17 protein-coding genes are annotated in these 18,134 nt (G+C 65.2%); 11 read left to right on the forward strand and 6 right to left on the reverse strand.

Annotation, left to right across the window (positions count from 1 at the left end):
* Positions 1 to 164 precede the first annotated feature (164 nt).
* Positions 165 to 851 (forward strand): thioesterase domain-containing protein, encoded by a 687-nt coding sequence (locus MTX34_RS10905; protein WP_243609458.1) that lies wholly within the window; start codon positions 165 to 167, stop codon positions 849 to 851.
* Positions 852 to 860: 9 nt separating this feature from the next.
* Here the strand turns inward: MTX34_RS10905 and MTX34_RS10910 are convergent, their stop codons facing one another.
* Positions 861 to 2,198, reverse strand: a complete 1,338-nt coding sequence (locus tag MTX34_RS10910; RefSeq protein WP_243609459.1) for an amylo-alpha-1,6-glucosidase — start codon at positions 2,196 to 2,198, stop codon at positions 861 to 863.
* 108 nt (positions 2,199 to 2,306) lie between these two features.
* Between MTX34_RS10910 and MTX34_RS10915 the strand changes: the two genes are divergently transcribed.
* Positions 2,307 to 2,822, forward strand: a complete 516-nt coding sequence (locus tag MTX34_RS10915; RefSeq protein ID WP_243609460.1) for a DinB family protein — start codon at positions 2,307 to 2,309, stop codon at positions 2,820 to 2,822.
* A gap of 13 nt (positions 2,823 to 2,835) precedes the next feature.
* A complete protein-coding gene (locus tag MTX34_RS10920) occupies positions 2,836 to 3,507 on the forward strand; it encodes an SDR family oxidoreductase (protein WP_243609461.1) in 672 nt (223 codons plus the stop codon).
* Between the two features lie 73 nt (positions 3,508 to 3,580).
* Here MTX34_RS10920 and wrbA read toward each other — a convergent pair whose 3' ends face one another.
* Positions 3,581 to 4,180 carry an NAD(P)H:quinone oxidoreductase gene (gene wrbA / locus MTX34_RS10925; RefSeq protein ID WP_243595659.1) on the reverse strand — a complete coding sequence of 200 codons (600 nt, stop codon included), beginning with the start codon at positions 4,178 to 4,180 and terminating at the stop codon, positions 3,581 to 3,583.
* 299 nt (positions 4,181 to 4,479) lie between these two features.
* Here wrbA and MTX34_RS10930 point away from each other — a divergent pair, with 299 nt between their 5' ends.
* Together MTX34_RS10930 and MTX34_RS10935 are read left to right on the forward strand one after the other, a co-directional pair.
* The gene (locus MTX34_RS10930; RefSeq protein ID WP_243609462.1) at positions 4,480 to 5,736 is read left to right on the forward strand and encodes a TetR/AcrR family transcriptional regulator; all 1,257 of its coding nucleotides are present in this window, start codon (positions 4,480 to 4,482) and stop codon (positions 5,734 to 5,736) included.
* A gap of 64 nt (positions 5,737 to 5,800) precedes the next feature.
* Positions 5,801 to 6,226, forward strand: coding sequence for a pyridoxamine 5'-phosphate oxidase family protein (locus MTX34_RS10935; RefSeq protein ID WP_243609463.1), 426 nt, complete (start codon positions 5,801 to 5,803; stop codon positions 6,224 to 6,226).
* Positions 6,227 to 6,231: 5 nt separating this feature from the next.
* Here the strand turns inward: MTX34_RS10935 and MTX34_RS10940 are convergent, their stop codons facing one another.
* Both MTX34_RS10940 and leuS read right to left on the reverse strand, forming a co-directional pair.
* Complete coding sequence (locus MTX34_RS10940) at positions 6,232 to 7,470, reverse strand: lipase family protein (RefSeq protein WP_243609464.1); 1,239 nt, start codon at positions 7,468 to 7,470, stop codon at positions 6,232 to 6,234.
* A gap of 117 nt (positions 7,471 to 7,587) precedes the next feature.
* Complete coding sequence (gene leuS / locus MTX34_RS10945) at positions 7,588 to 10,410, reverse strand: leucine--tRNA ligase (protein WP_243595668.1); 2,823 nt, start codon at positions 10,408 to 10,410, stop codon at positions 7,588 to 7,590.
* Between the two features lie 68 nt (positions 10,411 to 10,478).
* Between leuS and MTX34_RS10950 the strand changes: the two genes are divergently transcribed.
* From MTX34_RS10950 to MTX34_RS10965, 4 genes are read left to right on the forward strand one after another with little or no spacing between them, the layout of a single operon-like run.
* On the forward strand, positions 10,479 to 10,883 hold the full coding sequence (locus tag MTX34_RS10950; RefSeq protein WP_243595736.1) for an SdpI family protein: 405 nt from the start codon (positions 10,479 to 10,481) through the stop codon (positions 10,881 to 10,883).
* Between the two features lie 4 nt (positions 10,884 to 10,887).
* Positions 10,888 to 11,868, forward strand: coding sequence for a DUF1648 domain-containing protein (locus tag MTX34_RS10955; RefSeq protein WP_243609465.1), 981 nt, complete (start codon positions 10,888 to 10,890; stop codon positions 11,866 to 11,868).
* A gap of 9 nt (positions 11,869 to 11,877) precedes the next feature.
* Complete coding sequence (locus MTX34_RS10960; RefSeq protein ID WP_243609466.1) at positions 11,878 to 12,879, forward strand: bile acid:sodium symporter family protein; 1,002 nt, start codon at positions 11,878 to 11,880, stop codon at positions 12,877 to 12,879.
* Positions 12,880 to 12,915: 36 nt separating this feature from the next.
* Positions 12,916 to 14,277, forward strand: a complete 1,362-nt coding sequence (locus MTX34_RS10965; protein WP_243609467.1) for a glutamate decarboxylase — start codon at positions 12,916 to 12,918, stop codon at positions 14,275 to 14,277.
* Between the two features lie 63 nt (positions 14,278 to 14,340).
* Here MTX34_RS10965 and MTX34_RS10970 read toward each other — a convergent pair whose 3' ends face one another.
* Positions 14,341 to 14,958 (reverse strand): YqgE/AlgH family protein, encoded by a 618-nt coding sequence (locus MTX34_RS10970; protein ID WP_243595671.1) that lies wholly within the window; start codon positions 14,956 to 14,958, stop codon positions 14,341 to 14,343.
* A 121-nt stretch (positions 14,959 to 15,079) separates the two neighbouring features.
* Positions 15,080 to 15,769, reverse strand: a complete 690-nt coding sequence (locus tag MTX34_RS10975; protein WP_243595672.1) for a TetR/AcrR family transcriptional regulator — start codon at positions 15,767 to 15,769, stop codon at positions 15,080 to 15,082.
* A gap of 118 nt (positions 15,770 to 15,887) precedes the next feature.
* Here MTX34_RS10975 and MTX34_RS10980 point away from each other — a divergent pair, with 118 nt between their 5' ends.
* Positions 15,888 to 16,817, forward strand: coding sequence for an NAD-dependent epimerase/dehydratase family protein (locus tag MTX34_RS10980; protein ID WP_243609468.1), 930 nt, complete (start codon positions 15,888 to 15,890; stop codon positions 16,815 to 16,817).
* 24 nt (positions 16,818 to 16,841) lie between these two features.
* Positions 16,842 to 18,131, forward strand: a complete 1,290-nt coding sequence (locus MTX34_RS10985) for a hypothetical protein (protein WP_243609469.1) — start codon at positions 16,842 to 16,844, stop codon at positions 18,129 to 18,131.
* The last annotated feature ends 3 nt before the right edge of the window (positions 18,132 to 18,134 follow it).

Below are 18,134 nucleotides of genomic sequence, written 5' to 3' on the forward strand. Positions count from 1 at the left end.
CTCGATGGTGAACAGTCACTAATGCGTTCTGTTCGCAGACGTGATTGAGTCTTCGATAATGAGACGTGGGTAACACTCACGCTGCCGACGGCGACATACCCAGAGTCGGCACGAACAAACCCAATGGAAACACGAACTACATCTCTTGGCTCGGAGGCGCACCCATGACTGTCGTGAACGATCTTCCCCATCTGGCCCTCGCGGAACTCGACCCGTCGAACTATGCGGTGCCGACCATCGCGCCGATCCGAACCACCGGCCACCTCGATCCCGTGTTCTGCGTCCACCCGTTGGTGGGCCTGGTCGATTGCTACGCAGGTCTGGCCGGCCACATCGACGACGAACGGCCCATCTACGGCGTCCAGGTACCGACGTCCGGTGAGCGCTCCGAGTCCCTCGTCTCCTTGGCTTCGCGGTACGCCGACGACATCGCTCGTATCCAGACCGACGGTGCCGTTCACCTCCTGGGGATGTCGTTCGGCGGAGTTCTCGCCCACGCCATTGCCGTCGAACTGCAGAGCCGAGGCGTCACCGTCGGCGCGCTGACGCTGCTCGACAGCGACCCCGTTCGGGCCCGCGCCGAGGGAGCAGATCTCCTCGCATCCATGGGTGACGAGATCGATCGCAGTCACGTCGAAGAGCTGCTGGCCGTCGCCTCGCACAACGACGGGCTCGTCCAGCGCCACCTGCCCGGCATCTACTTCGGCGACATCCTGGCCGTCTCGTCCCTCGGCACCGACTCCGGCTCCGCCTGGCATCCCTTCGTCTGCGGCACCGTCGCCAAGTACCTCGTGCCCGACGCCACCTCGTTCGACGTCGTCGGCCCGTTGGTCGACAGCTACCTCAGCTGAGTTCTCCCTTCATCCCAGCCAGTCCAGTACGGCCGCGGCCGTCCAGGATTGCTGCATGCTGCCGAGCGGCTTACCGGTGAACGGCTCGTAGTACTCGGCAAAACTGCCGTCGCTGGCCTGACGGAGCCCCTCGTCACGCAGCGTCAGAGATCGCTCGGACCAACCGCGACGCGCGAACGCCCACGAGAACAACCACGTCATCACCGGCCACACCGGCCCGCGCCAATACTCACGGGCACGGAAGTCCTTCGAGACCGGCGACGTCGACGGCGGAACGGCGTACCGCAGATCCGGATGCCCGCAGAATCGTGTGCCCTCGAAGACTCGAAGCAGGTTGCGCTCCTGCTCGCGAGGCAAGCCGCCGCATAGCAACGGCGCGAACATCGCGATGGTCTCGGTGCCGATCCACTGACCCGTCCGCAGGTCGAAGTCGCGGGCCCCACCGGAGCGTGCGTCCGTCGTCGCGACCACTCCCGTGCGGAACTTCTCCGCCCACGACCGCAGCTCCCGAACATCGGAGTGGGGACGCGAATGGTCCTCGCCGATGGTGGCGAGTACATCGCAGGCCACCGCGAAGATGGCGCTGACGAACACGTCCTCGACGGCGAAGCTCATCTTCGTCTTCAATGCGTCGTCGTCGTACCCGACCTGCTTCATCTCCTCCACCAGCCAGATGTAGCGGTCGTACTCGAGATTGCTGGGCCGCTGGGAGGCGTCGGTGATGACCGCCTTGTCCTCCCGGAAGTACGGATCCATCTCTCCAGGAACAACATTGGCGTAGGCCGAATCCCAGCGCGGCGAGTTGTCCATGCCCGACTCCCAGCCGTGGAACAGCGCGATACGCCCGTTGTCGTCGACGTCACGCGCCTGAGCGAGCCAACGGTGCCACCGCACCAGATCACCCCAGCGGCGATCGAGAAACTCCTCGGCGACGGCACGCGTCGTACGTCCATGTCGCTTGGAGTGGTCGAGGATCCGCTGCACCGCGATCGCGTGCACCGGTGGTTGGGTGATGCCGGAGGTCTGCGGGTTCATCGGAGCCTGGGGAGCGAGTGTTCCGGTAGCCCAGCGCGCCGGACCGGGAAAGTAGCCGTCGACACCATTGGCGAAGACGATGTGCGGGATCATCCCGTTCTTCCACTGCGCCGAGAGCAACGTGTCCATCTCCACCACAGCACGCTCGACACTGAGCGGTGCCAGTCCGACGGAGACGAATGCCGCGTCCCAGCTCCACATGTGCGGATACAGCCTCGGGGCCGCGCTGGTCATGGTGCCCAGGTCGTTTCCTCGAAGCAGGTACGCCGCCCGTGCCGCCAACTGCGTGGAAGTGAAACCTCGATCGCCCATGCAGACAGTTTGCGTCCATACGCGCAATTCCGCTCGGTTGGATTGCGGACCGAACGTGTCCTCGTTTGTTCCTAGTGTGGGTTTCACCAGCCACCCAGGAGGAAAACAATGATCACCGAGAACGCCGACATCCAGAAAATGCTTGCCGAACAGCGCGCGAACTTTCTCATCACCGTTCGCGGAATCAGCGACGAACAGGCGCGCACCCGCACCACCGCCAGCGAGCTGACCCTCGGCGGACTGCTGCATCACGTGATCAGCAACGAGAGGCATTGGATGAAGGTGATCGCCGACCTGGACGAGACAGCCGAGTTCGACATGGAGTCCGCCGGCGGCGAGTACGTCATGGCGGAGGACGAAACGGTCGCCGGGCTGATCGCCGAATGGGACGAGGTGGCGCGCTCCACTACCGACGCCCTGGCAACGTTGGATCTCGATGTGTCGGTGCCTGTTCCGACGGCACCCTGGGCACCCGAACGTGTCTGGCAGAGCGCACGATTCACGGTGCTGCACGTTCTGCGCGAGATCTCTCAGCACGCGGGCCACGCGGACATCATTCGCGAGGAACTGGACGGTGCGAATACGACCCAAACCTGGGCCGCCGCGGCGGGGATGAAGTTTTGATTAACCTGAGTACATGACTCGTACTGCGTTGGTGACCGGAGCAAGTCGTGGCCTCGGGGCCCATATCGCTCGATTGCTCGCTCCGGATCACCACGTCCTACTCGGTGGACGATCGGCCGAATCTCTCGAGCCGATCGCGTCGGAACTGGCCGGATCCACCCCGTGGCCGGTGGAGCTGACCGATCCCGACGCGGTGGCGGCCGCCGCGTCGGGCATCGATTCTCTGGACGTGTTGGTGCACAACGCCGGAGTCGCGGCACTGGGGACGGTCGAGGAGTCGACGGCCGATGATTGGCGTCGCCAGTACGAGGTGAACGTCATCGCCGTCGTCGAGCTCACCCGCGTGCTCCTACCGGCGCTGCGCACGGCGAACGGTCATGTGGTGCTGATCAATTCGGGTGCCGGTATTCGCGCCAACCCCGGTTGGGGCGGCTACGCGGCGAGCAAGTTCGCGCTACGGGCATTCGGGGATGCGCTGCGGTTGGAGGAGCCGTCCTTGCGGGTGACCTCGGTGCATCCCGGACGCATCGACACCGAGATGCAGCAGGAGATCGTCGCGCACGAGGGTGGAGTGTACGACGGCTCGAAGTTCTTGCAGCCCAGCACCGTTGCCCGTGCAGTACGCAACGCAATCGATACGCCGGCCGATGCCCATCCGACAGAATTGGTGCTGCGCACCAGGTGAGCGTCGGTGCCCTCGGTCCTTGCCGACGCTCACTCCGGTCGCGCTCAGTGCCGCTGTACAGGTGCGGGACTGCCTACTTCGCCAGCGCGGTTGCGATGGTGACGACGCGAGTGGCCATGTGCTCGAGTGCCGCATTGGTGGCGTCCTCGAGCTCGTTCTGGTTGTCACCGCCGGTCACGTGGCCGACGCCGTAGGGATTGCCGTCGACGAACTTCAGCCCGTCGGTGTAGCCGGGCGGCACCAGGACTCCGCCGAAGTGCATCAGCGAGGTGTACAAACCGATGAGGGTTGTCTCCTGGCCGCCGTGCGCGGTTTGGCTGGAGGTGAAGGCGGCGTACGCCTTGTTCGCGAGTTCTCCCTTGGCCCAGTATCCGCCGAGCGAGTCCATGAAGTTCTGGAACGGTGCCGCGGTGCTGCCGAAACGCGTCGGAGATCCGAGGATGACGCCGTCGGCCCAGACGATGTCGTCACCGCTGGCAGCGGGAAGGTCCTTGGTCGCTTCGTAATTGGCGGTCCATGCGGGGTTCTCGGCGAAGGTGCTCGGGTCGCGTGTTTCCGCGATGTGCCGCACGCGAACCTCTGCACCTGCAGCAGTGGCTGCGTCGGCGAGTTTGTTCGCCATGGTGGACCCGTGGCCGGTTGCCGAGTAGTAGATGATTGCGATCTTGGTCATTGGTGCGGCCTTTCGATGTGGAATGGTCGACAGACGGAGGACGTGACTTTCGTACGTGCCACCGAGTGGATCGGCGATCGGCTGGAACCGCGCGCCGTCCGATTCCCGGAGGTAGCTCGCTCTGTTCAGATGGTTGCGATGTCAACTACTCCGACGATACCTGCTGTGGTTTCCCTGTCAACTACTTTCCGCCTGCCGACCGACCCCCGCCCCGTCGCCCGGGCGCGCGGTGGCCGACGGTGTTGCTAACGTTCTCCTCGCGTTTCCCGCGTTGTGCAGTCCTCTGGAGGTGGTAGTCGTTGAGTTCCAAGCCGACTCCGCGTGAACAGTTCCTCCAGGCCGGCAATCGGTTGTTGGGCGAACTCGACGCGACCGATCTGGCGCGCTCGCTGTCCATCGCGGCTGTCGTCGACGATGCCGGTCTGTCACATCAGACCTTCCACAACGCCTACCCCGGCAACTCGCGCAGCGGCGGTACCGGCGGAAAGGAGGCGTTCGTCGCGGATCTGTTGGACAACCTCACCGTGCACTACAGCGGAATAGTTGCCGCCGATCCGCCGACCGGAGTGCGCGACGCGGCGGCACCGATGTCCGCACTGTTCGACAACCTGACGTCGGGGCTGATGCGACGCCGTCTCATCGCCGTACTGTTCGCCGCTGACCACGAGGGTGCCCGCAAGGCCGTCACCCCGGAATTCGATCGTCTCGATGCAGACCTGCGCACGGTGGTGGGTCAGGCGATCCAGTCGCAGGGTGGGTCGGTTCGCCGTCCACTGTCGCTGACGTCGCTGTCGACGGCCCTCGGCGCTCTGGTGGACGGCTTCGCGATCCGGGAGATGCTGACCCCCGGTTCAGTTGCCACGGAGGATGTGGCCGAGGCAGCCACCTCGATCCTGCGTTGGGCCGTCGACCCTGTGCATTCCGACCGCAACTCCCCGGAGCCCACACCGGAACACGCGCCTGCGGCTTCCGCCTCTCTCCGCCCCGATCTCGAGGCAGACGTGATCGCGGCCACGGAGGCGCTCTTTCTCGACAACGGCTACTTCCTGGTCACGCTCGCCGACATCGCCGCGGCAGCCCACATCCGAGTCGACGATCTTCGACGCCTGTTTCCCAGCAAGGTCGACATCATCGTCGCCGCGCTGACACCGGAATTCGATCGTGTCCTACGGTTGCGCCGAGCCGACGAACGACTCGGCATCGACCCGGCGACTGCACTGCAACGCACGCTGATCTCGTTGGCAGACTTCGTGATCGACAACCGAGCGATGAGCACGGGAATGCTTCTTGCCCTGAGCTTCGAGCAGTTCCAGCAGCCGAGCACCATCACGACCGTGATGGAGCACCTGTACCTGCCCTCCGCCGTCGTCCCGATCCTCGAACGGGGACGCGACGTCGGCGTGTTCACCGACGAGGCACCGATACCCGAGGTGGCGATCATGCTGACCAACAACGTTCTCTTCCGATGCCTGACGCGTCCCACGGACACTGCGGCCGATGTCGTCGCCGGTGTACTGCGGGTCATGATGCCGGGCGTCGCGACAAAGACCCCCTGACACCACTCGGCCCGAGGATCTCTGCAGTCTGGATCTCCGTCTGCGAACGTCCTAGGGTTGATCCATGGCACTGTCGAAGGCAGAACGCGAAGAGTATCTGGCCGAGTCGCATATCGCCGCGCTGTCCGTTGCCGCCGGCCCGGATCGCGGTCCGCTGACGGTCCCGATCTGGTACGACTACACCCCCGGCGGACAAGCCTGGGTGCTGACCGGCAAGACGTCCAAGAAGGCTCGATTGATCAGGGCTGCAGAGCGTTTCACCCTCATGATCGAGCAATCCGACCCGACGATCCGCTACGTGTCCGTGGAAGGTCCGGTGGTACGCGAGGAGCCCTGCACCCCGGACCTCCTGCGCGCCATGGCTGCCCGCTACCTACCGCCGGAGAAGGTCGACGGGTACCTCGAGATGGCCGAGAGCGAGCACGAGGAAAGCGTCGTGTTCTACCTGCAGCCGGAGCACTGGCTGTCGGCCGATCTCGGGGCCATCTGAGAGAACTACGAAGTCGGTGTCAGGGCGTTACCGGGCGGGATGGTCACACAATTGCTGTGCGTCGGCCCACCCGCAAACCGTTCTGTCAGGAATTGCAGACTCTGCGCCTCGAACACCGGAAAGGCTTCGCTGTGCGTCAAGCCGTCGTACTGCGCGTACTGCACATCGACGCCCCGGCCGCAGTAGGCGTACGCCAGTCCCTGCACGTCGCCGGTGATCATGACGGTGTCGCCGATCGGATCGGCCTGCCCGACCGCAAGGAACATCGGCGTCCGTGGAGTGCCCTGGCTGCCCATGATGTTGTCGTCGATCGCCGCCACCACCTCGGGTACGTCGAGCAAGGAGGTGTACGGGGCCTTCACCATCGAGGCGTCGGTGAGCGTGGGGTAGTCGTCGGCGAACTGGGCAATGCACTCCTGATCGACCTGATCGATCACCTCGAAGCCGTAGTCGGAGATGAAACTGTTCAGGTCGAGTCCGTACGCACGCTCGTAGGCGACGATCAGTGCCGGGATGACCCCCGCCCACTCTCTGTTACCGCTGACGTACGGAAGGTTGTGAGCCAGGTCGACCGGCAGCCCGCCGGCCGCTACTCCGACGAGATTCAGCTCGGGTGCGTACTCGGGAGCGATCTCGGCTCCCCATTGCGTCGGCACGGATCCACCGGAGTACCCGACCATCCCGACGGGGGTACTCGACGGAAGCTGCAGGAAGGACTGGGCCGCACGAATGCCGTCCAGAGCTGCATAGCCCGACTGCCGCCCGATCGTCCACTCGAGCTCCTCGCCCTCGTAATCCGGCACGACGACGGTGTAGCCGGCTGCGAGGTAACCGGCGATGACTGCCTGTTCCGCGCCGGCAATGGGACTCGTGGACCCGCCGCTGAGGGTGTACGAGGGATTGCACTGAGAGCCGAGGGCGTCGTACGCCATGTGGTACGAGACGATCCGCGTCGGCCCGGGGATCAAGGGCCGCAGCACCGTGGCGACCGTGACGACACCGTCGCCCTGTTGGTCGGTAGTTCTGTAGAGAACCTGGTTACCCGTGATCGGCGTCGGCTGGCTGGGGGTACGGAACGTCATGGGCCTCGACCGCAGCACCGTTCCCGGGGAGACGTCCAGGCTGTCGTCCCAATCGTAGAACGGATCGTTGGCCGGAACTGGTGATCCGGGTCCCGGATCTGCTTGTGCCACCGGCACACTCACCAAAGTTACGGACCCGAGAAGCAGTACGACGGAGGCCATCAGCCTCAACGCAAACCCTCTACCAGCCAGTGACATGGAACAATTAAACCCCCGCGAACTCGAAGTTATGGACGGAAATCGCCAGATTTTCATCCATAACTTCGAGTTCGGCGAGAGCTACTTCAGAACGATGTTCACCATTCGACCCGGGATCACGATGATCTTCGTCGGGGCCTTGCCGTCGAGCAGGGCCACGATCTTCTCGTCGGCCAGTGCCGTCTTCTCGACGTCGTCCTTCGTGGCATCGGCCGGGACGGTGATGCGGCTGCGGACCTTGCCGTTGACCTGGATGGGGTAGTCGACGGTATCGGCAACCAACCACTTCTTCTCCACGCGCGGGAAAGGCCCGTGTGCCAACGACTTCTCGTGACCGAGCTTGCTCCACAGTTCCTCGGACAGATGCGGCGCCAGCGGAGCGAGCATCAGGATCAGTGGTTCCACCACCCCACGCGGCGCACCGTCCGGGTACGCCTTGGTGATGTGATTGGTCAGCTCGATCAGCTTGGCACCGGCCGTATTGTCGCGCAGCGCAGCGTAATCCGCGTGCACGCCGTCGATCACGCGGTTGAGCACTCGCAGCGTGTCCTCGGTGGGCTTGGCATCGGTGACGCGAACCTCGCCGGTCACCTCGTCGAGCACCAGTCGCCACACGCGCTGCAAGAATCGCTGTGCGCCGACGACGTCCTTCGTCGCCCACGGCCGGGAGGTATCGAGCGGGCCCATCGACATCTCGTAGAACCGCAGGGTGTCGGCACCGTACTCGGCGAAGATCTCGTCGGGGGAGACCGAATTCTTCAGGGACTTACCCATTTTGCCGTATTCACGGTTGACGGGCTGGTCCTGATAGAAGTAGCCACCGTCGCGTTCGACGACCTCGGCCGCGGGCACGTAGACCCCGCGGGCGTCGGTGTACGCGTACGCCTGGATGTAGCCCTGGTTGTACAGCCGACGGTACGGCTCGCTCGAGCTGACGTGACCCAGATCGAAGAGCACCTTGTGCCAGAAGCGCGAGTACAGCAAGTGCAACACCGCATGTTCGACGCCACCGACGTAGAGATCGACGCCGCCCGGATCGTGGGGTCCGTGGATCTCCGGACGCGGACCGACCCAGTACTTCTCGTTCTCCGGGTCCGCAAAGGCCTCGGAGTTGGTGGGGTCGATGTAGCGCAGCTGGTACCAGGAGCTACCGGCCCACTGCGGCATCACGTTGGTGTCGCGGGTGTAGGTCTGCAACCCGTCGCCCAGATCCAGTTCGACGTTGACCCATTCGACGGCCTTGGCCAGTGGCGGGGACGGCTCGGAGCCCGCGTCGTCCGGGTCGAACGAGACCGGTGCGTAGTTCTCGACCTCCGGAAGTTCCACCGGCAGGGCGGAATCGGGTAGGCCGTGCGGGTTGCCCTCGGAGTCCCAGACGATCGGGAACGGCTCGCCCCAGTAGCGCTGGCGGGCGAACAGCCAGTCGCGCAGCTTGTACTGGATGGTGCCGCGTCCGGTGCCGTCCGCTTCCAGGCGTGCGATGACGGCGGCCTTGGCCTCGTCGACCGGCAGACCGTCGAGGAAGCCGGAGTTCACCAGCGCGCCGTCACCGACGTACGCTGCCTCGGTGACGTCGCCGCCCGAAATGACTTCGCGCACAGGCAGACCGAACGCGGTGGCGAACTCCCAGTCACGCGCATCGTGGCCGGGTACGGCCATGATCGCACCGGTGCCGTAGCCCGTCAGCACGTAGTCGGCGATGAACACCGGCACCTGCTCGCCGTTCACCGGGTTTGTCGCGTAGGCACCGATGAAGACGCCGGTCTTCTCCTTGTTCTCCTGCCGCTCCAGATCGGACTTGGCGGCGATCGACGCGCGATATGCCGCAACGGCTTCCGCGGGAGTGGCGGCCCCGCCGGTCCACGTGTCGGAGACATCCGCCGGCCACTCGGGAGCGATCAGCCCGTCGACCAGTTCGTGCTCGGGGGCGAGCACCACGTAGCTCGCGCCGAACAGAGTGTCCGGGCGAGTGGTGAACACCTCGATGCCGGAGAACGAGACCTGCGCACCGCGAGAGCGTCCGATCCAGTTGCGCTGCATCGTCTTGACCTTCTCGGGCCAATCCAGGTACTCGAGGTCGTCGACCAGTCGGTCGGAGTACGCGGTGATCCGCATCATCCACTGCCGCAGGTTCTTTCGGAACACGGGGAAGTTTCCGCGGTCGCTGCGTCCGTCCGCGGTGACCTCCTCGTTGGCCAGCACCGTACCCAGGCCGGGGCACCAGTTGACCATCGAGTTGGACTCGTACACCAGGCGGAAGCCGTCGATCACCTCACGGCGCTCGCCGACGGTCAACGACTCCCAGGAGCGGCCGTCGTCCAAGGCCCGCTCACCCGAGGCGAACGCCGCCTCCAGTTCCGCGATGGGCCGCGCCTTACCGAGGTCTGCGTCGAACCACGAGTTGAAGATCTGCAGAAAGATCCACTGTGTCCAGTGGTAGAAATCGACGTCCGTCGTCGCCAGGGACCGTCGGCGATCGTGGCCGAGGCCGAGGCGTCGCAGCTGGCGTCGCATGTTGACGATGTTGTCCTCGGTGGTGCTGCGCGGGTGCGTGCCCGTCTGCACGGCGTACTGCTCGGCCGGCAGACCGAACGCGTCGTACCCCAGGGCATGCAGCACGTTGCGACCCTGCATGCGGTGATAGCGCGCGAAGACGTCGGTGGCGATGTAGCCGAGAGGGTGCCCGACATGCAGGCCGCTGCCCGAGGGATACGGGAACATGTCCTGGACGAACAGCTTGTCGTCGGGGACCTCTCCGGCGAGCGTTCCGACCGGGTTGGGCGCGTCGAAAGTGCCCTGCGTCTCCCACAGATCCTGCCACTGCTGCTCGAGGCGCCCGGCGAGTTCGGCTGTGTAGCGGTACTCGGGAGCGGACTCGGTGGGTGCTTCAACGGAATCGGTCACACCTACCAGCCTAAAGTGTGACGCGGCCCGCCTGGTACCAGGACCTCGCTGCGCCGTATCCTGGCCAGGTGGTCATCGTCTCGGTTGTGTTGTTCGTGCTCGCCCTCGTCGTCGGGGCTGTCGCTGCCCTGTCACTGCTCGGCCGGCTCCCGCGCAATCGTTTCGCCGGTGTTCGTACCCCCGAGGCAATGCGCGACGACGAGACGTTCGTCCTCGCGAACCGTGTCGCCGGACCCACTACCGCCGCATCTGCGCTGGTACTGGCCATCGGCGGCGTAGCCGCACTCGCACTGAACGGCATCGCAGCCGTCGTCGGAGTGGTCGTTGCCCTCGTGGCCGCGCTGTTCATCGCCGCAGCCGGCGGATCCATCGGTGCCCGCGCAGCCGCAGCAGTGCCGGCACCCGCCGAGGCCGACGGATGCGGTCACTCGTGCATCTCCTGCAGCCTCAAGGACGCCTGCCAGCCGAGCTGAGCGCATGAAACAGAAGAGTCTGCGCACCTTCGACCCGGCCGGGGTCGTCTTCGGCGTTGTCGTGCCCCTTGTCGTGGCCGCACTGGGACTCGTCCTGGCGTACCTGTGGCAGGGCCGTCTGCCGGAGGAGGTCGCCACTCACTTCAGCGGCACCGAACCGGACGACTTCTCCAACCCGCTCTCCAACGCCTGGACCCTCGCGATCGCAATCGTGCTGGTGGGCGGCGGGTGCAGCGCCGTCGCATCCTTGGCTCGGGTGCTGCTGATCATGCGGCGCACGATGCTGATCATCGGGCTGACCGTCGTCGGGACGATCGGTGTGCTGCAGATCGCGACCCTCGTTCGCGAACTCGACATGGCGACCGCGCAGAGTGTCACCATCCCCGGTTGGGCCATGGCGGTGGGAACCGTCGTCGGGTTCGCTGCCGGGCTGTTCGGCGCATCGAGGCTGCGCGACCACCGCGAACGCACCGTCGCCACGTCGCCTCCGCACTCCGATCTGCCGCGGTGCAGTCCCGAGCTACCGCTGGTGGTCCATGTCGGAGCCAGTCGCGTCGCCGGCATCACCGTCGTGGCGGTGTCTCTGGCCGGGGCCGCTCTGACGTGCTACCTGTCCGGATCGCTCTGGCCGGTCTTCCTGTTCGCCCCACTGACCATTCTGATTCTGTCGCTGCTGCGCTTCACCGTGCACATCGACAGCGACGGCCTCTATGTCTCGAGCCTGGGGATGGCGGCATTCGACTACGACATCGACGAGATCACCGGGGCATCGGTTCGGACGGTCGACCCGTCGAAGGATTTCGGCGGTTGGGGTCTGCGGGCCAAGGGACGCGGAAACTACGCCGTCGCCACCGACGCCGGCCCCGCAGCCTTCGTCACGTTCGCCAACGGAGACCGGCTCACCATCGGTTCTGCCGACGCGAAGAAGATTGCCGGAACTCTCAACACCCTGACCGCGCGGACTCGCAGCACCTCGGTGGATTAAGTTAGCCGGGTGAAGTTGTTGCGGGATACCGTGTTGGATCCCTTCCTGTTGGGAATCTTCGCGGTCGCAGCGCTGGCGAGCCTCTTCCCGGCCACCGGCACGGCGGAGGACGTACTGGGTTGGGTCACGCGTATCGCCATCGCCCTGCTGTTTCTCATCTACGGCGCGCGACTCTCACCGCGCGACGCCTGGAACGGCATCAAGCACTGGCGGCTGCACTCGGTGATCCTGGCGTGTACGTACCTCCTGTTCCCGGCGCTCGGGCTGGCCTTGCGAATTCTCGTCCCCGGCGTGATCAGTGACGACCTCTACACCGGAATGCTGTTCCTGTGCCTGGTCCCCTCGACCGTGCAGTCCTCGATCGCCTTCACCTCCATCGCCCGCGGCAACGTCGCCGGTGCCGTGGTGAGTGCCTCGTTCTCCAACATCATCGGTGTGTTCGTCACCCCGCTGCTGGTGATCGCCCTGATGACCACCACCGGTTCGATGACCATCGACCCGAGCTCGATCCTCGACATCGTGGTCCAACTGTTGCTCCCGTTCGCCGTCGGTCAGCTGATCCGGCCCTGGGTGACGGGGTGGCTCACCCGGCACAGCGCGCCGACGAAGCTCGTCGACCGCGGTTCCATCCTGCTGGTCGTCTTCGCCGCCTTCAGCGAATCGATGAACCAGAACGTGTGGTCCTCGGTAGCGGTGTGGCGCATCGGCGTCGTCGTCGCAGTGTGCACAGCGCTGCTCGCCCTGGTGCTGACCATCACCTGGTACGGAGGCAAATGGTTGGGCTTCGCCATCGAGGATCGGCTGGTACTGCTGTTCTGCGGCTCCAAGAAGAGCCTCGCCAGCGGGCTGCCGATGGCCGCAGTGCTGTTCGTCGGCCAACCCGTCGGACTGATCGTGCTGCCGCTGTTGATCTTCCACCAGATTCAGCTGATGGTGTGCACCGTGATCGCTCAGCATTTCGCACGACGACCGGAACCAGAACAGAGCCCGGTGAGCAGCGTCGCGGACTAGATTGGGTGACAGTCGAGCCGATCACGGGAGAAGACGATGACCAGGAAAATCCATGCCGACGGTATCGTCTCTGCGGCCTACACCGGCCGGCTCGCCACCGATCCTGTACCCGCACTCAGACTTCCCGAGGATCAGCTCGATCCCGACGCCGCCTACCGCTACATCCACGACGAACTGATGCTCGACGGCAGCTCGCGACTGAATCTGGCCACGTTCGTCACCACCTGGATGGATCCACAGGCCGAAAAGCTCATGGCCGAGACGTTCGACAAGAACATGATCGACAAGGACGAGTATCCGTCCACCGCCGCCATCGAGGAACGCTGCGTCAACATCGTCGCCGATCTGTTCCATGCGCCCGGACTCGATCGCGAGGACCCGTCGTCGGCCACCGGGGTCTCCACCATCGGATCCAGTGAGGCCGTCATGCTGGCGGGGCTGGCACTCAAATGGCGCTGGCGGGCCAGGGGAGCGGGTACCGGCACTCCGAATCTGGTGTTGGGCAGCAATGTTCAGGTGGTGTGGGAGAAGTTCTGCCGCTACTTCGACGTGGAGCCGAAGTACCTCCCCGTGGAACGCGGACGTTATGTCATCACCCCGGAACAGGTTCGGGACGCGGTGGACGAAAACACCATCGGCGTCGTCGCGATCCTCGGCACCACGTTCACCGGAGAACTCGAACCGGTGCAGGAGATCTGCGCCGTACTGGACGAGATCGCCGGCGGTGGCGGGCCGGACGTACCGGTGCACGTCGACGCGGCCAGCGGCGGCTTCGTCGTTCCGTTTCTGTATCCGGAACTCAAATGGGATTTCCGGTTGCCTCGCGTCAAGTCCATCAACGCCAGCGGCCACAAGTACGGACTGACCTATCCGGGAATCGGATTCGCCGTCTGGCGAACCAAGGAAGACCTGCCCGAGGACCTCGTCTTCCGCGTCAACTACCTCGGCGGAGACATGCCCACCTTCACGTTGAACTTCTCCAGGCCGGGTAACCAGGTGATCGGGCAGTACTACAACTTCCTGCGCCTCGGCAGGTCCGGCTACACCGACATCATGAAAGCATTGCGCGACACAGCCGTTCGCGTCAGCCGACACCTCGACAACCATCCCGACATCGAGGTGATCACCGACGGATCGGCCATCCCCGTGCTCTCGTTCATGCTGAAAGCACACTGCGAGTTCACCGTCTTCGACGTGTCCCACGAACTACGCGCTCGCGGTTGGCAGGTACCGGCATACACGATGCCCGACAACGCAACCGACGTCGCCGTACTCAGAATCGTCGTCCGAGAAGGCTTCAGTGCGGACCTGGGTCGCATGCTGTGCATAGCGATCGACGAGGTGATCGCTGGACTGACATCAGGCGGGCATTCGAGCGCGAGGGCCTTCTCCCACTAGTGCCTGCGCCAGTGGTGCGGTTAGGTGCCCGGGGTGGCACTTAACCACGCCACTGCGAAGCACTCAGTTACGGTCGACGTCGATCGGATGAGATGCCAACAGCGCCAACGGCATCGGTTGACGTCTCAAGACCTGCGCCCACAGATCGACACGCGGCGGGCCGATCACGTCGGAAGCCAAGGCAGACAACACTATCCAGTCGTCTCGGTCGAGTTCGCCTTCGAGTTGACCGAACGTCCAGCCCGAGTACCCCGCGAAGATCCGCACACCCTCCACGAACGGCGCGATCTCGGCAGGATCGGAATCGAGATCGACCATCACCACTCGGCCGTCGACGCGTCGCAGACCGGGAATGCCGTCGATCGAGACGCCGGTCCGCAGCGTCGCCAGACACAGGGCCGAATCGCGCTTGACCGGGCCACCGACGTACAGCGCCTGCGGCTTTGCCGCCAGTTCGGACCAGTTGGGCAGTACGTTCTGCACCGCGGTCTCGCTGGGACGGTTGATCACCACCCCGAGGCTGCCCGCGTCGTTGTGTTCGATGATGTAGATGACGGTGCGTCGAAAAGTGGGCTCCACGAGTTCGATGGACGACACCAGCAGACTGCCGGGACGGACATCGCGTAAGGCCGACGCCGTCTGGTCCTCGGGTTCCTCCGCATGCGCTGCCACGCTAGTCATTGTGGCACCGCGCACCCGCGGATGTGGCGCAAGCGACGCGGCCAGTTCTGATGGGTCGTTCCGCAGGCTCCACTCCCGCCTTCCACGGGTCGTTCCGCAGGCTCCACTCCCGCCCCTGCTCCTAGTCGAGCCCGGCGATCTTCGTCAGAAGTCCCAACTGGTACTCGAACAGGTCGTCCCTGCTGGCGAACGTCGTGGCACCGTACTGATCGAACACATCGAAACTGATGGCCCCGAACAACGACGCCCACACCATCACTCCCCGGGCTATCAGCTCGTCGGGCAGGTCTGTTCCCATCTCCCGGCGGATGTCCTCGAAGCTGCCGTGCAGGGAGGCCAGTTCGGGCGGATCGGCTTCGACCTCCGGGCGCCGGGTCTGCCATGCCGAATGCAGGACGGCAACCAACGTGCTGATCACCCGGGTGCCCGGACCGGTGGTCTGCTCCGCAGGGGCGTGGTAACCGGGCACCGGGCTGCCGAACAGCAACGCGTAGCGCGCCGGCTCCCGCAAGCCCCACTGCCGAACCGTCCGGCCGAGCGCGAGGAACTTCTCCTTGGGTCCGTCGGCCGCGTCCACCGCTGCGTCGACGGTGTCACCGAGCTCGGTGTATCCGTCGACGACGAGCAGGGTCAGCAACTCGTCGCGACTGGCGACGTATCGGTAGACGGCCGAGGACACGACGCCGAGGTCCCGTGCGACAGCGCGCAACGACAGGGCCGCCGCGCCGTCCGCGGCCAGGTGTTCGCGTCCGATGCGGGTGATGTCGGCCAGGGTCTGCGCACGGGCTCGCGTGCGGGGAGTACTCGCCATAGCCCTCACAGTAACTCCTGCTCTTTCGAGAGAGCAGTGCTCTTGCTTTATTGCCGAGACGGGTGCACACTCGACAGATCAGAGAGCACCGCTCTCGCTTACCTCGAATGGAGCGATCATGACCGAACTTCACGTCGTCACCGGAGCCGGACCCGTCGGCTGGACGGTCGCCGAACAGCTTGCTGCGCAGGGGCATTCGGTGCGGGTGCTCACCCGTACCGGCAGTGGACCCGAGCACCCGATCATCGAACGCCGCGGCGTCGACATCGAATCCGACGATCTTCGACCCCACCTGAGCGGTGCCACCGCCGTCTACCACTGCACCCACGTCGCGTACGAGAACACGGTGTGGCGAGACAAGCTCGCCGCAATGGAGAACCGCGTGCTCGACGCGGCCGCGGGCACCGTCGTCGCGTTCCCCGAAAGTCTGTACGCCTACGGCCGGGTCGACGGACCGATCCGCGAGGATTCACCCCGCGACGCGACATTCCGGAAATTGGGAGTACGAACCCAACTCCTCGCCGCACGCGACGCGCACTCGACCCCCACCGTCAGCGTCGCCGCCTCGGATTTCTACGGACCGCGCGTGTTGACCTCGCACATGGGTGAACGGGTGATCGCACCCATTCTGACCGGTAAGCCGATCCGCGTCATGGCCTCTGCCGATCTGCCCCACTCGTTCACCTACGTCCCGGATCTGGCCGCCGCGATGATCACGGCCGCGGCGTCACCGTCGATGTGGAACACCGTCCTGCATGCACCGACCGCACCTGCGGTGTCGCAGCGCGCAATGATCGAGATGTTCTCGGCTGCAGCACAAGTACCGACCCCGAAAGTCGGCGTCATTCCGACCTGGGCACTGCGACTGCTGAGTACGGTGCCCGGTCCGATGAAGGAGCTCGGCGACACCCTCTACCAGTTCCGCTACCCCTACGTCCTCGACTCGAGCCGTAGCGAAGCGATCCTCGGGCAGCAGCCCACGCCCCTCGTCGACGGTGCGGCCGCAACGATGAAGTGGTGGGCCGCGACTCCCGCCGTCTCCGTATGACGGGCGGGGGCTAAAGTCCCGTCGGTGAACGACGCCTCCTTCCGTACCCGACTGCGCGAATCCCCGGGGGTCGGCAAGCTGACGACCGTTCGGTTCGCCGGTCAGTTCGGCGACGGGTTGTTCCAGGCCGCGCTCAGCGGTGCCATTCTGTTCAATCCGGAGCGCGCGACGAATCCGGCCGAGATCGCGGCAGGATTCGCCGTGCTGCTCGTCCCGTACTCGTTGGTGGGACCGTTCGCCGGAGCACTGCTCGACCGCTGGGACCGCCGGTCGGTCCTGCTGTGGGCCAACATCGTTCGCATCGTGCTGATCATCACCACCGCGGTCCTGCTGTGCGCCGGGGTGGACGCGACACCGTTGTTGCTGTTGGCCTTGGCCACCGTCGGGCTCAGTCGGTTCGTACTCGCGGGGGCGTCGGCGTCGCTACCCCACGTGGTTCGACAATCGTGGCTGGTGCCGATGAACTCGGTGCTGGCCACCGTCGGATCCGGATTTGCAGCGGCAGGTGCGGGCCTTGCGGTCGCGGTGATCGGGGTCGTCGGCGCCGGTGATCTCGGCTCGGGTATCGCCGTCGGTCTCGCGGCCACCGGATCGGTCGTCGGGGCTGCCGCTGCCGCGCGGTTCCGCCCGCGGTCTCTCGGTCCGGGTATCGGGAGCCACACCGACAGTCCCCTGAAAGACGTTGCGACAGGATTGAAATCGGGCGCACAGGCCGTCTGGCGCTCCGCCGGGGTCACGACCGCGATGCTCGGCATCTGCGCACACCGCATCGTGTTCGGCATCAACACCCTGATCATGGTGTTGATACTTCGCGAGAGCGCAGTAGAGAGCTCGCTTCCCGGCGGACTCGCCGGCTTCGGTATCGCTGTCGGGGCCACCGCGGTGGGCATGTTCCTCGCCGCCCTGATCACCCCTTTCGCCGTTCCGCGGTTCGGGCGCACCCGCACGATCGCTGCCGCACTGGTGCTCGCCATCGTGGCGCAACTCGGAGCCGTCTCGGGCCTGACGCAGACCAGCCTGCTGATCGGGGCCTTTCTCCTGGGCATCGCCGGACAGTCCGTCAAACTCAGCGGTGATGCTGCCATGCAGATCGAGATCGACGACGACCATCGTGGCCGCGTTTTCGCGTTGCAGGACACCGTGTTCAACGTGGCGTTCGTCGCCGCCCTCGCCGCTGCGGCCTTCGCGGTCGGCCCCGACACGACCGATCTGAGCCGGGACCCCACCGCGCACACGTTGGTGTTCGTCGGAGCGGGAATCTACGCCCTCGGCCTGGCCGCGGCGGTGCTGAACACCAGGCGCGCACGCCGCTGACGT

This window comes from Rhodococcus sp. ARC_M5, assembly GCF_022810405.1.
In the GTDB taxonomy this organism is placed as follows: domain Bacteria; phylum Actinomycetota; class Actinomycetes; order Mycobacteriales; family Mycobacteriaceae; genus Rhodococcoides; species Rhodococcoides navarretei.